Genomic DNA, 13,870 nt, shown 5'->3' with positions numbered 1-13,870 from the left:
CGAACTTTTTTCCGCGCTCCGTTTATGGGTGGCCCGGCACGTCCACCAGCACCACCCAGGGGGTCAGGGTCCGTACCCGGATGGCCGGGAAACTGGCCGCCAGCAGACTGAGCGCCCGATCGGTATCGTCCAGCGGCAGGACGGCGGAGACCGTATAGGATTGCAGCGCGGCACGGTCGTAGTGGATGACGCCACGGCGGTAGCGGCTCAACCGCTCCAGCACGTCCGGCAGCGGTTCCCCCTGCACCACCAGCTGGCGGAAACGCCAGGCGCCCTCCACGCTGCGCACGTCGACGGCGGTCACCGGTCCAGGCCCGGCGGCGGTCAGCCGCAAGCGCTGGCCGGCCTGGACGACCAGACGGTCCGGCGACGCCGGGGTTTCGACGGAAACCTTGGATTCGATCACCGTCAACACGGTGGCCTCCTCTCCCCTGTCCGTCTCCCGGGACACCGAGAAGCGCGTGCCCAGCGCCCGCATCCGGCCCTGCGGCGTCTCCACCACGAACGGGCGGCTGGCATCGTGCGCCACATCGACGAAAATCTCCCCCCGCAGCAGTTCCACGGTGCGCCGGCTTTCGTCGAAACGCAGATCGACGGCGCTGCCGCTGCCGAGCGTCAACCGGGTGTTGTCAGCCAATGTCCGGGTGGTCCACTCCCCGGTGCCTGTGTGCGCATCGGCGGTCAGGGCGGCCATCAATTCGGCGGGGGGATAGGCCCGAACCGCCAGCCAGCCCGGCAGGGCAAGCGCCAGGACAATCGCAAGCGCCGCCCCCAGGCGGCGGGCATGTCCGCGCTTTCCATCGGCAATCGCCGCGTTCAAGGCGGCTCGGGCCGGCCGTGTGGTGCCTCCGGCACGCATGCGTTGGAGCTGTTCCACCAGATGTTCCATGCGGGCTGCAGCCTCGGCATGGCGGCAATCTTCCTTCCGCCAGCGCTCGAAGCCGGCGCGGGCCTGTTCGCGCTCGGCCGCACTGTCCGCCGTCAGCGCAACCACCCATCGCGCCGCTTCTTCGGCAATGGTGTCGTCCGCCTCGTTCCGGGCTTTCGTACTCATGTCGGGCGCCTCACAGATGCCTGTCGCGCACCCGACAGCACTGCAGCAGGCACTGCGCCAGATACTTCTGCACCATCCGCGTCGACACTCCGAGGTGGCCGGCAATCGAGCCGTGGGTCTGGTCGTCCAGATAGTGCATCAGGAAGGCCTCGCGAGCCTTGGCCGACACGGTCTGCAGAGCGGCGCCGATCTGCTCGAGCGCCTGCACCGCGGCGAGCACCTCCTCCGGCGAGGGATGGCCGGCTATCGTCTCGGCGGCGAGTGCCAGCTCGGCAAGATAGGCCTGCTCGATCGTCTGGCGGCGCGCACGATCGAGCAGCAGGTGCTTCGCCGTGGTGGTGAGGAAGGCACGGGGTTCGCGGATGCCCAGCAGCGCGTCACGTGAGGCCAGGATACGCAGGAATGTGTCCTGCGCCACGTCAGCTGCGTTGTGCCTACATCCCAACTTGCGCCGTAACCAGTTGTGCAGCCAACCATGATGCTCGCTATAGAACAGTCCAAACTGAGAGGTTCCACGGGTTTCTTCGAGTACAGGTTGTTTGATGGACATATGCTGACCCCCCGGCCCCTGGTCCGCCTGGACACAAATATGAGAATGAAAATCACTATCATATTTGTAGCATAATGTGGAAGTCGCCGTTTCATAGCTTCCCATCGGCGGCGCCCTGCTTCGGTGGAGGCCGGTTAGAACCCGGCCCTTCGCAGTGTTGGGATTCTGGGAACTTGTTTGCAGCGTGGTCGTCCCCGCCGGTGCTGGGCAGGATGCTGCTTTGAGCTGAAGAGATGCGTTGCGCCAGGTGGCTGGCCTGGTAGGGCTGTGGGCGTCGTCAACAGCCATCCGGGCGGCATTTTATGGGGGCAGTGCCCTTCGTCCTGCAAGTCTGTACCGTTGTTGCTCGCTCCCCTGGTCAGTCAGGTGATTGCGTGCACCGGAACGACGATGGGTGAAGGCGTGGCCCCGGCTCTTACCGGGTGTGCCGCGGTGTTGACCCAATCACCGGGTGACGGTTCGTCGTCTCCCCACGTCACCCGCACCATGACGAGGTGGTACCGCCCGGTCTTCAAGAGCGCCGCGTCGACCGGCAGCCCGACCGTGACCGAGTCCGTGACCTCATCCAGCCCGGCCACGCGCAATTCGGCGACAGTGGGGGGAACGGATGTCGGTCATGGTTGCGTCAATCAGACGGACGATGATGGTTGCGGACCGCAGATCCACGAGCCGGTCGAAGCGAATGGTTACGGGGAGGGGAGATGCTGCGGCCACGTGCTGACGGCCTCCCGGCCGGAGGAGCCGCTACGATACCATGGATCGTCTTCAAGGGCCATCGTACCAGGATCGCGGTGGCTGGACCACCGGGTTCCGGTGCAAAGTCTGGCCGAGAGTGATCGCGCCCCTGGTTCAGCAAAGCGAGTAGGCAACTCCGAACTGAGTGTGGTGAGCTGATGTGGTGGACGGCCCTTCCACCTTCTGGGATCGGTGGCAAGCTAATGCCGTCGAAGTGTCCAGCGGGCGAACAGGCTGTACAGCGTGCCGAACGGAATGCCGGAGAGCTGGTCAATGGCGCGCCATTGCATGCCGCAGAAAAACACGCACCAGATCGCCATGATCGCCTTGCGCAGCGCGGCTCCGGTGAGTGGCGCTTTGGGCCCGGGGCGGGCCGGTCGCGTGCCGTCGCTCGCCATCGCCGCCAGTTCGACCAGCGCCGCGTCCACGAAGGCATCGACGTCGGAGAACGCGTCCCAGGACGCTGGGGGGTGCTTGCAGGACGAAGGGCGCGGCCCATGGAATGCCGCTCGGCACCGGCGGGGACGACCACGCTGCAAACAAGTTCCGGAGTTGGCTGCCCGCCTGACGCTGCGGCCGAGCGGGCACTTGCAAAGCCATAAAGTGCGCTGGTTTCTCCAGGCCGGGCCGGTTGCCCGATCCGGAGAACCCTGCTCAGGCCCCCGCCGCGACCCGCCGCGCCCCGGCGGTGTCGTGGAAAAAGCCGTTGACCAGCGGGGCGCCGATCAGGCCGCCCAGTTCGGCCGCCACCTCCGCACCGCCGCGGCGGCCGTCGAGCACGGCGCGGAACGCCTCGGCGACCCGCACCATGTCCATCGCCTGCGGCGACAGCCGGAACCGGGCGATGCCCATGGCGGACAGCTCCGCCATCTCCTCCGCCAGGCACAGGCAGCCGTGCGACATGGTCTGGGTGCCGTTGACCGTCAGGAAGGGCTGGCCGTCCATCGTCGTCACCGCCAGCCCGTCGGGATCGTTGCCGCAGACGAACTGGCAGCCGTCCTTGTGCAGCCCGTGGGCGCGCGCGTGATAGCAGCGGGCCGAGATGGCGAGCGGCGCCCGGCCCCAGGCCTGCACCTCCACGGCCACGCCCAGTTCCCGGCCGGCCTTGGCCAGCGCCGCGACGGCGGCCGCCGGCAGCTCGGCCGGCAGCGAGACCGCCACCGCGCCGCGCCCGGCCAGCCATGCCAGCGTCGCCTCGTTATAGACGTTGATCATCGGACCGACGGCGTGGGGCCGTCCCGCCAGCAGGGCCAGCGCCCCCATGTCGTTCGCCTCGACCAGTCCGGCATCCGCCTCGACGAGGTCGCGCATCGCCGAGCGCTCGCGCTCGCTGCCGACCAGGATCGGGCTGGCGAACCAGACCGTCTTGCCGGCGGCGGTGAGCCGTTCGGCCACCTCGCCCATCGCTTGGGCGAAGAAGGGGGCGCGCTTGAAGCAGACGATCTCGCCAAGGATCACGGTGTCCACCGGCGCCTCGTCGGCGATGCGGGCGTAGAAATCGCGCCAGCGGTCGACCGGCCAGTTGAACAGCACCGGTCCCAGGGTGAGTGACGCAGTCATTCGGTAAAGCTCCTCAATGTCCGATCGGCTCGATGCCCGATCGGCTCATCGCCATGCGCGGGTATAGGCGCCGGTGGTCTGGGTGCCGCCTTCCACCATCGCCTGCAGGTCGATCCGCGGCACCGGCCGGCCGGCGGCGAAGGAGTCCAGCGCCTCGCGGTAGGCGCGGACGACCGCGCCTATATAGGCCTTGCCGCGCTGCCGCCCTTCGATCTTCAGCGCCCGGACGCCGGCCGCCTTCAACTCGGGCAGCAGATCCATGGCGTTGAGGCTCGTCGGCTCCTCGAACAGGTAGGCCGGGGTGTCGCGGGCGACGAAACGGCCCTTGCACAGGGTGGGATAGCCGGCCGGCTCGCCCTCGCCGAACACGTTGATGGTGAAGCCGCCCAGCGTCGAGGCCAGCGCGCTTCCCCGCGGCTCGTAGCGGACATGGCTGGCCGGCGAACAGACGCCCTGCTTGTTGGGCGACAGGCCGGTGGCGTAGGAGGACAGCGAGCAGCGCCCCTCCGCCATCGGGCAGAGACCGCCGAACACGAACACCTCGGTCTCGATGTCGATCTCGGCGTTCAGCTTGGCGATCTCCGGCACCGTCAGCACGCGCGGCAGGACGACGCGGCGCACGCCGAAGGCATCGCGGTAGAGCCGGATCGCCTCGACATTGGCGGCCGATGCCTGCACCGACAGATGCAGGCGCAGATCGGGGTGGTGCTTGGCCGCGTACTCCAGCAGGCCGGGATCGGCGAGGATGACGGCGTCCACCTTCAGCCGGGCCGCATCGTCCACCGCCTTCCGCCACGGGCCGAGGTTGCCGGCCTGCGGATAGGTGTTGATGGCGACGAAGATTTCGACCTTGCGCGCATGGGCGTAGGCCACGGCGTCGGCCACGTCCTGGCGGGTGAAGTTCAGGCCGGGGAAGTTGCGGGCGTTGGTTTCGTCCCGGAAGCCCAGATAGACCGCGTCGGCGCCGGCATCGACGGCGGCGCGCAGGGCGGCGGGGGTGCCGGCCGGGCAGATCAGCTCGAAATTGTCCATGGTCGTCACGATGCGACTCCCGGCCCAGCACCCGGCACGAGCCCGGACAGCCGCTCCTCCAGCCGGGCGACCCCGCGCCGCAGCGGCGGCGGCAGCAGGCGGCGTGCCGCCTCGATGCGGTCGAGCACCGGGCCGGCGTTGCGGCGCAGGACCGGCAGGACGCCGGCCAGCGGTCCGGCGAATGAGGCCGCGTCGGCCATCAGATCCATCTCCTCGCCGTCCAGCGTGTTGCGCAGGGCGAGGATCAGCGCGGTGTCCCCGGCGATGCTCAGCTCGCGGCGGAAGAACAGGGCGTCGCCGTCGATCCGGCCTTCCAGCAGGTCGAGCAGCCGGGCATAGGGGCCGCGGATGACGGCATCGGCATCGGCATCGCCGAGCCCGGCCCCGGCCGGCTCGCGGCGCAGCGCGTGCAGGGACAGGTTCGGCCCGACGCGCATCATCAGCGCGACCGGCGCATCCACCGGCTCGATCAGCACGCGGGCATCCTGCATCTCCCGCAGCGCGTCGAAGGCGCGCGGATGCCGGACGGCCAGCATGCGGAGGAGGCGGGCGAGCAGCGCGTCGCTGACCCGTTCCCCCAACCGCGGCACCAGCCCGAGCCCGACAAGGCTGAGGCCGGTCTCGAAACGGCGGGCTCGATCGTCTGCACTCACGGTCGGTGTGACATCGGGATCGCGCATTGGCGGGTTCCCTCCTTGATCGGTCATTCCGGCCCCCATGAAAACCGCTAACCGCCCGCCGTCATTGACCTCTGTCAAGTTCAAGCTGGAAATTCCAGCCTCATACCGGCGGCGCTGGTCATTGAGCTGTGCCGCTGGAGGGCCTCGACTGCGGCTCCGCGGGCTCATGCCTGCGATAGCCAAGCGGGCGGACGCCCGCGCCGGCGACTGAGGAAACGGCTTTTGATGCGTCACCATCAAAAACCGTTGCCATCGGGCGGGGCTCGCCGGCCCCGCCCGGTCGATCAGGTCGTAGAGTTCGCGGTCCTCGCGGCCGATGCGATGTTTCAGCGCAGCGACGACTGGATATGAGAACTTGTTTGCAGCGTGGTCGTCCCCCCCCCCCGGTGCTGAGCGGCATTCCATGGGCAGCGCCCTTCGTCCTGCAAGCCCCCCAGCGTCCTGGGGCGCGTTCTCCGACGCCGATGCCTTCGTGGGCGCGGTGCTGGTCGAACTGACGGCGATGGCGAGCGACGGCACGCGACCGGCCCGCCCCGGGCCCAAAGCGCCATCGATCCGCTGCGCCGCACCTGGCGGCTGGCCTGCGGCGATACGGCTGATCCAAGCACGGTGGTGACCGGCGTGACCAGCGCCATGTCGAGCGCACCGCTCTCCATCTGCTGGCTGAAGCCGGACAGGTCGACGGGGCGGACGGAAATCCGGATGCCGGGCGCCTCCCGGCGCAGGGCCGACATCAACGGCAGCAACACCGCCTTCTGTGCATAATCGGTGGCGGCGATGGTGACGGTCATCGCCGCCCTGGCCGGTACGAAGGCTTCCGGGGCCAGAAGCGCCTGAATGTCGATCAGTGCCTGCCGCAAGGGCACGGCGAGCGCTTCTGCCCTCGGCGTCGGCAGGACGCCGCGCTGGCAGCGGATGAACAACGGATCGTCGAAGGTTTCCCTGAGCCGCGTCAGCATTCCGCTGACCGCCGGCTGCGTCAGGCTGAGCCGTTCGGCCGCCGCCGCACGCGCCGCCAAGGCCTGAAGCCTGGAATGACCGCCCGGAATGGCCGGGCGGTCGGGGCATCTCGGATCGGGAATCGAAAATACATGGCAAGACTTGCAGTATTGGGACCGGGCGCGATGGGCAGCCGCATCGTCCATTAAGAACAGCCGCGCTGCGCCGGCGACCCAAGCGGGACCGGCAGAAAATGGCGCACAGGTTCCGCCTGTTACAGACCGTTACATGAAAGCCGCTACCGGACATCGACAGGTTACAGTCAAGCCTTAGCTTTTCCGGAACAGACGTGAGAGTCGCCAGTTTCAAAAGGAAGATCTGGAAATGATCGGCCAGTCCCACGATTGCGCCAGGACCCGTCCAGTCGAGAGGGGCGGTCTGCTTTCCGTCCGGCCGGGACGATTTCCGGTGCTCGGCATCGGTGCAGTGCTTCTGCTTCTTACCGCCTGCCAGGAAACAGGCGGCCAGGGAGGGAGTTCCGCCCAGGGAGCTCCGTCGGCCCCGCCGCAGGGGGTGACCGCCGTGATCCTGCATCCTCATCCGGTTCCGGTGGTGACGGAGTTGCCCGGCCGGGTCACCGCCTTCCAGACCGCTGAGGTGCGGCCGCAGGTCGGCGGCGTGATCCGCGACCGGCTGTTCACCGAGGGGCAGCCGGTGACGGCGGGACAGCCGCTCTACCAGATCGACCCGGCCAGCTATCAGGCGGCGCTCGCCAGCGCCGTCGCCGCCCAGCAGAAGGCGGAGGCGGCGACGGCATCGGCCCAGCTGACCGTCAACCGCTACCAGCCGCTGGCGAAGGAAAAGGCGGTCAGCCAACAGGATCTGGACACTGCGGTCGCCACGCTGCGCCAGGGGCAGGCCGATGTCGCCGCCGCCAAGGCGACCGTCGAAACGGCGCGCATCAACCTGGAATACACCAAGGTGCGCTCGCCGATCTCCGGCCGTACCGGCCGCTCGTCGGTGACGCCCGGCGCGCTGGTCACCGCTGGCCAGACCACGTCGATGGTCACCGTGACCCAGCTCGACCCCATCTATGTCGACGTGACCCAGCCCAGTTCCGCCCTGCTCAGCCTGCGGCGCGATCTGGCCGCCGGCCGCATCCAGGGGGCCGCCGCCGGCCAAGCGGAGGTCCGGCTGGTGCTGGAGGACGGGCGCGAGTACGACCGTCCCGGCACGCTGCAATTCTCCGAGGTGACCGTCGACCAGACCACCAGCTCGGTCACCCTGCGCGCTGTCTTCCCCAACCCGGACGGGCTGCTGATGCCCGGCATGTATGTGCGGGAAAAGCTGCGGCAGGCTACCGATCCCAACGGCTTCCTGGTTCCGCAGCAGGCGGTCGCCCGCGATCCCCGTGGCCGCGCCATCGTCCAGGTGATCAAGGCCGATGGCAGCGCGGAGGCGCGGCCGGTGACTGCCGACCGCACCCAGGGCAGCAAATGGGTCGTCACCGACGGCCTGTCGGACGGCGAGCGCGTGGTGGTCGAAGGGCTGCAGAAGATCCGTCCCGGCATGAAGCTGGCGGTGACCGACCTCACCGAGGAGCAGTTCGACCAGCGGACGGTGGCGGCCCTGCCATCCGCCGCACCGCAGGCCCGTTAGGAGACCGACATGGCCCGTTTCTTCATCGACCGGCCGGTCTTCGCCTGGGTACTGGCCATCGTGGTCATGCTGGCCGGCCTGCTGGCCTTGCGCACGCTGCCCGTGGCGCAATACCCGTCGGTGGCGCCGCCCGCCATCTCGGTGTCGGCCAGCTATCCCGGCGCATCCGCCGAAACCGTGCAGAACGCCGTCGTCCAGCCGATCGAACAGCAGCTGAGCGGCCTCGACAACCTGCTCTACTTCTCGTCCGAATCGAACAAGGACGGCAGCATCAGCATCACGTTGAACTTCGCCCAGGGCACCAATCCCGACACCGCCCAGGTGCAGGTGCAGAACAAGGTTGCGCTGGCCGAGGCCCGTCTGCCGGAGACGGTGCGCAACCAGGGCATCCGCGTTTCCAAGGCGACCAAGAACTTCCTGATGGTCGCGAGTTTCTATTCCAGCGACGGCAGGATGACCTCCAACGATCTGGCGGATTTCATCGCCTCGACTGTACAGGATCCGCTCAGCCGGGCCGCCGGCGTCGGCGATTACCAGCTGTTCGGTGCCCAGTATGCCATGCGCATCTGGCTCGATCCCGACAAGCTCAACAAATACGCATTGATGCCATCGGACGTGGAGAGCGCCATCGGCGCCCAGAACGTCCAGATCGCGGCCGGCGAGATTGGCGCCCGGCCGTCGGGTCCGGGACAGCAGCTGAACGCCACCGTCATCGGCCCCTCCTATCTGCAGACGCCCGAACAGTTCGGCAAGATCCTGCTGAAGGTGCAGTCCGACGGTTCGCAGGTCCTGCTGCGCGATGTGGCGACAGTGGAACTGGGCGGCGAGAATTATTCGGTAAACACCGCCTACAACGGCATGCCGGCAGCCGGCATCGCAGTGAAGCTGGCCAGCGGTGCCAACGCGCTGAACACCGCCACCGCGGTGCGCCAGACCATCGAGTCCCTGCGCCCGTCCTTCCCGGCCGGCGTCGAGGTGACCTATCCCTACGACACCACGCCCTTCGTCCAGCTGTCGATCGAAGAGGTGGTGAAGACGCTGGCCGAAGCGATCCTGCTGGTCTTCCTGGTGATGCTGCTGTTCCTGCAGAATTTCCGCGCGACGCTGATCCCGACCATCGCGGTTCCCGTCGTGCTGCTCGGCACCTTCGCGGTGCTGGCCGCTTTCGGCTATTCCATCAACACGCTGACCATGTTCGGCATGGTGCTGGCCATCGGCCTGCTGGTCGACGACGCCATCGTCGTGGTCGAGAATGTCGAGCGCGTGATGGAGGAGGAGCATCTGTCGCCGCTGGAGGCGACGCGCAAGTCGATGGACCAGATCACCGGCGCGCTGGTCGGCGTGGCCCTGGTTCTGGCCGCGGTGTTCCTGCCGATGGCCTTCTTCGGCGGATCGACCGGCGTGATCTACCGTCAGTTCTCCATCACCATCGCCACCTCGATGCTGCTGTCGGTCGGCGTCGCCGTCATCTTCACGCCCGCTCTGTGCGCCACGCTGCTGAAGCGGCCCGACCATGGCAAGGCCGCCCGCGGCTTCGCCGGCTGGTTCAACCGCAACTTCGACCGTGGCAACCGCGTCTACATCCGCGGGCTCGGCGGGGCGCTGAAACGGCCGCTGCGCTTTCTGCTGGTCTATGGGCTGATCGTGGGCGGGCTGACGGTCGTGTTCCTGCGCGTGCCGACCTCCTTCCTGCCGGACGAGGATCAGGGCGTGATGTTCATCCAGGTCAGCACCCCGCCCGGCGCCACCGCCGAACGGACCAACCGGGCGCTGGCCCAGGTGCGCGATTATCTCCTGAAGGACGAAGGCGCGCTGGTCAGGTCGGTGTTCACCGTCTCCGGCTTCAATTTCAGCGGCCGCGGTCAGAGTTCCGGCATGGCCTTCGTCAGCCTGAAGGACTGGTCGGTCCGTCCGGGGGCGGCCAGCAAGGTGCAGGCGCTGACCGGCCGCGTCATGGCCCGCTTCGCCGGCTATCAGGACGCGACGGTCTTCGCCCTCGCTCCGCCGGCCATCAGCGAGCTGGGCAACGCCACCGGCTTCGATTTCGAGCTGATCGCCCGCAACGGCGCCAGCCATGAAGAGCTGCTGGCCGCGCGCAACCAGCTTCTCGGCCTAGCGGCGCAGAGTCCGCTGCTGATGGCGGTCCGCCCCAACGGCCTGAACGACGAGGCGCAATACCGGCTGGTCATCGACTGGCCGCATGCCAGGGCACTGGGTCTGTCGGTCGGCGACGTGACCAGCACGATCTCCTCGGCCTGGGGCCAGAGCTACGTCAACGACTTCCTCGACCGCGGGCGCATCAAGCGCGTCTACATGCAGGGCAACGCCGACTCCCGCTCCGATCCCGGCGATCTGTCGCGCTGGTTCGTCCGCAACTCCACCGGCTCGATGATCCCGCTGTCGGCCTTCGCCCATGCAGAATGGAGCTACGGCCCGCCCAAGCTGGAACGCTACAACGGCTTCGCCTCCATGGAGATTCTGGGACAGGCCGCCCCCGGCCAGAGCAGCGGCACGGCGATGGCGGAGATGGCGCGCCTCGCCTCGCAACTGCCGCCCGGCTTCGGTTTCAACTGGACCGGCACCTCCTACGAAGAGCAGCAGTCGGGAGCGCAGGCGCCGGCGCTCTACGCGCTGTCGCTGCTGGTCGTCTTCCTCTGCCTCGCCGCGCTGTACGAGAGTTGGTCGATCCCGGCGGCGGTTCTGCTGGTGGTGCCGCTCGGCGTGTTCGGCGCGGTGATGGCCACCTGGGGCCGCGGGCTGTCCAACGACGTCTATTTCCAGGTCGGCCTGCTGACCACCATCGGCCTGTCGGCCAAGAACGCCATCCTGATAGTCGAATTCGCCAAGGAGAGCTTCGACCGCGGCGAAAGCCTGGTGGATGCCGCCATCGGCGCGGCGCGCCAGCGGCTGCGGCCGATCCTGATGACCTCGCTGGCCTTTACCCTCGGCGTGGTGCCGCTCGCCATCGCCAACGGGGCCGGGTCGGGCGGACAGAACGCCATCGGCACCGCGGTTGTCGGCGGCACGGTCGCCGCCACGCTGCTGGCCCTCCTCTTCGTTCCGATCTTCTTCGTCGTCGTGCTGAAGCTGTTCCGCGTGAAGCCGTCCCGGTCGGCGCGGTCCGGCGAACCGGCGGCGCCCCTTCCAATCGGCCCGGACACGCTGGCCGGCGGCCATCGTTGAGTGGCGGTGACAAGACCATGAACCACAGATTTGCCCCTATCGCCCCCATCGCTGCGGCACTGCTGCTGGCCGGCTGTTCGCTGGTTCCCGACTTCGCCCTGCCAGACCCGCCGGTCCCGGCGGCCTGGCCGGACGGGCCGGCCTACCGGACCCCGCCGGCCATCACGCTGGCGTCCACCGCTGCGGCGACGGGCGCCGATCCGGCGCGCTCCGCCGACGCCATCGGCTGGCGGGAGGTGATGCGCGATCCGAAGCTGCGGAAACTGATCGAGATCGCACTGGCGAACAACCGCGACCTGCGTGTCGCCATGCTCAACGTCCAGGCGGCAGAAGCCGAGTACCGTGCCCAGCGCGGCGACCTGTTCCCGACGATCTCCGGCAGCGGATCCGCCAGCTGGTCGCGCGTGCCTGCCGCGTCCACGTCAGCCGGTTCGACGCTGGGCAAGACGGCGGGGGTGGAGTCCCGCTCCTACAGCGCCGGGATCGGCTTCACCTCCTATGAATTGGACCTGTTCGGCCGTGTGCGCGCGCTGACCGAGCAGACGTTCGAGCAATATCTCGGCTACGAGGAAACGCAGCGCAGCACCCGGATCTCGCTGGTGGCGCAGGTGGCGACCGGCTACCTGACCCTGCTGGCCGACCGCTCGCTGCTGGAGCTGACCCGGCAGACGCTGGAGAGCCAGAACGCCTCCTATCAGCTGACGCGCAAGAGCTTCGATGCCGGCAACGCCACCGAACTGACCCTGCGGCAGGCGCAGACCTCGGTGGACAGCGCGCGGGCCAATCTCGCGCTCTACACCCGGCAGGCGGCGCAGGACGAGAATGCGCTGGCCCTGCTGCTGGGCCAGCCCCTGCCGCCGGAGATCGCGTCCGGCACGTCGCTCGACGCCCAGCCGGTGCTGACCGACCTGCCGGCGGGCCTTCCGTCCAGCGTCCTGCTGCGCCGTCCGGACGTGATGGCGGCCGAGCACAACCTGCGTGCTGCCAACGCCGACATCGGGGCGGCGCGCGCCGCCTTCTTCCCGTCGCTGACGCTGACCGCCAGGGCGGGCACCGCCTCCTCCGGCATCCAGTCGCTGTTCGCCCCCGGCTCCTCCAGCTGGAGCTTCGCCCCGTCGCTCAGCATCCCGATCTTCTCGGCCGGCGTGAACGAGGCGAACCTCGACCTCGCCAAGGCCAGGAAGGACATCCAGGTGGCGACCTACGAGAAGACAGTGCAGACCGCCTTCCGCGAGGTGGCCGACGCGCTGGCCGCCCGCAGCACCTACGATCAGCAGATCGCGGCACAGCAGTCGCTCGTCGATGCCTACGCCCGCTCCTACCGGCTGTCGGAGATGCGCTTCCGCAGCGGGGCCGACAATTACCTGACGACCCTGGATGCGCAGCGCTCGCTCTATGCGGCACAGCAGACGTTGATCTCCCTGAAGGCCGCGAGGCTGGAGAATCTCGTCACCCTCTACAAGGTCTTGGGTGGAGGTTGGCAGTAGGGCGTTGAACCGCAACGGGTTTCCCGGAGGCACTGTTTCTTGGGCGACTGGGGTCAACATGACGAAGCAAGCATCACCCAAATACGCCCCACGCATGTCTTTGGTGCTGTCGCTTTCCCCTGAAAACTTTCTCTGAAGTTTTTGGACGTTAAAACCAGCGATCAGCTGCGTGTGCTTTCCGGCAGGGAAGCGAGTTGCACCTCTTCCCAGTCGACGGTCAGGAGATGCATGGCCTGCCGGAGGGGGCCGGCTGGTCGTCTTCGACTGCGCTTGTGCTGTTCCGCCTGCTTCTGGAGGCGACGATGAACGGCGCCAGGTATTCCGGGGCGGGTCGGGCGACGGATCGAGATCCGGCCGACCGGCAGCGGGGGGCGCGTGGTGGTCGCCGACGATGGCCGCTGCGGCGCGTCCGACCGCCCCGGAGGCTACGGCCTTGCCAACATGCGGCGACGTGCCCTGGCCATCGATGCCCGGCTTGCCATCGTCTTCGGTCCGGGCGGTAGCCGCATCATGCTGGATCTGCCCAGACCGGCAGCCAACCATAATGCAACAGGTCAACATGTTGCATTGGAAGCGGGCGCGCTCGGTGAACGCATCGCCAGGTGCTCCGGTGAGAAGCTCCCGCCACTGCACGGATGCCAGGCTGCCTATGGGTCGCGTTGACTTTGTCCGCCCCTTTGGCGCAGCCTGCAGGCAAATTTCAGCCACGGTGGGAAGCCATGCCGATCATCACGTCAGCCAGCACGAAAGGCGGACCGGGCAAGACGACCTTGTCGCTGTGTCTTGCCGACCATTGGCGCCGGGCCGGTTATCGGGTCGAACTGTTGGACATCGATCCCAACCGGAACCTGACCCAATGGATCAAGGCGGCCGGGGCGCCGATCCCCTGCACCACCGTGGACGAGGACGATATCATCGAAGCGGCGACTGCTGCCGAGCAGCGGGCGGACTGGGTCGTCATCGACGTCGCCGGCGCGCTTGCGCGCGGGCT

General features: G+C 68.1%; 12 protein-coding genes (1 of these 12 cut by a window edge). 4 read left to right on the top strand and 8 right to left on the bottom strand.

Annotation, left to right across the window (positions count from 1 at the left end; translation table 11 throughout):
• Nucleotides 1-22 precede the first annotated feature (22 nt).
• From ABMY26_RS08815 to ABMY26_RS08780, 8 genes are all read right to left on the bottom strand, one after another.
• On the bottom strand, nt 23-1,054 hold the full coding sequence (locus ABMY26_RS08815; protein ID WP_372395896.1) for a FecR domain-containing protein: 1,032 nt from the start codon (nt 1,052-1,054) through the stop codon (nt 23-25).
• Nucleotides 1,055-1,064: 10 nt separating this feature from the next.
• Complete coding sequence (locus tag ABMY26_RS08810) at nt 1,065-1,604, bottom strand: sigma-70 family RNA polymerase sigma factor (RefSeq protein ID WP_372395895.1); 540 nt, start codon at nt 1,602-1,604, stop codon at nt 1,065-1,067.
• A gap of 362 nt (nt 1,605-1,966) precedes the next feature.
• The gene (locus ABMY26_RS08805; protein ID WP_372395894.1) at nt 1,967-2,182 is read right to left on the bottom strand and encodes a hypothetical protein; all 216 of its coding nucleotides are present in this window, start codon (nt 2,180-2,182) and stop codon (nt 1,967-1,969) included.
• Between the two features lie 357 nt (nt 2,183-2,539).
• Nucleotides 2,540-2,767, bottom strand: coding sequence for a hypothetical protein (locus ABMY26_RS08800; protein ID WP_372395893.1), 228 nt, complete (start codon nt 2,765-2,767; stop codon nt 2,540-2,542).
• Nucleotides 2,768-2,993: 226 nt separating this feature from the next.
• Complete coding sequence (locus ABMY26_RS08795; protein WP_372395892.1) at nt 2,994-3,899, bottom strand: U32 family peptidase; 906 nt, start codon at nt 3,897-3,899, stop codon at nt 2,994-2,996.
• A 45-nt stretch (nt 3,900-3,944) separates the two neighbouring features.
• Complete coding sequence (locus ABMY26_RS08790) at nt 3,945-4,931, bottom strand: peptidase U32 family protein (protein WP_372395936.1); 987 nt, start codon at nt 4,929-4,931, stop codon at nt 3,945-3,947.
• Between the two features lie 5 nt (nt 4,932-4,936).
• A complete protein-coding gene (locus ABMY26_RS08785; protein WP_372395891.1) occupies nt 4,937-5,611 on the bottom strand; it encodes an SCP2 domain-containing protein in 675 nt (224 codons plus the stop codon).
• Nucleotides 5,612-5,937: 326 nt separating this feature from the next.
• Nucleotides 5,938-6,630: a LysR family transcriptional regulator gene (locus ABMY26_RS08780; protein ID WP_372395890.1), complete on the bottom strand. Its 693-nt coding sequence runs from the start codon at nt 6,628-6,630 to the stop codon at nt 5,938-5,940.
• Between the two features lie 502 nt (nt 6,631-7,132).
• Between ABMY26_RS08780 and ABMY26_RS08775 the strand changes: the two genes are divergently transcribed.
• The 4 genes from ABMY26_RS08775 to ABMY26_RS08760 form a co-directional block, all read left to right on the top strand.
• Entirely contained in the window at nt 7,133-8,209 is a 1,077-nt protein-coding gene (locus ABMY26_RS08775) for an efflux RND transporter periplasmic adaptor subunit (RefSeq protein ID WP_372395889.1), read from the top strand.
• Between the two features lie 9 nt (nt 8,210-8,218).
• Nucleotides 8,219-11,392, top strand: a complete 3,174-nt coding sequence (locus ABMY26_RS08770) for an efflux RND transporter permease subunit (RefSeq protein ID WP_372395888.1) — start codon at nt 8,219-8,221, stop codon at nt 11,390-11,392.
• A 17-nt stretch (nt 11,393-11,409) separates the two neighbouring features.
• Nucleotides 11,410-12,879, top strand: a complete 1,470-nt coding sequence (locus tag ABMY26_RS08765; protein WP_372395887.1) for an efflux transporter outer membrane subunit — start codon at nt 11,410-11,412, stop codon at nt 12,877-12,879.
• Nucleotides 12,880-13,598: 719 nt separating this feature from the next.
• Nucleotides 13,599-13,870, top strand: the 5' end (the start) of a protein-coding gene (locus ABMY26_RS08760) for a ParA family protein (RefSeq protein ID WP_372395886.1). Its footprint extends 364 nt past the window's final position; 272 of the gene's 636 nt are visible here — the first part of the coding sequence; the start codon lies at nt 13,599-13,601; its stop codon lies off the right edge, out of view.

The sequence above is a fragment of the Azospirillum sp. HJ39 genome, from assembly GCF_041507355.1.
Lineage (GTDB): Bacteria > Pseudomonadota > Alphaproteobacteria > Azospirillales > Azospirillaceae > Azospirillum > Azospirillum thiophilum.
This window is presented reverse-complemented; position numbering and strand designations above follow the sequence as displayed.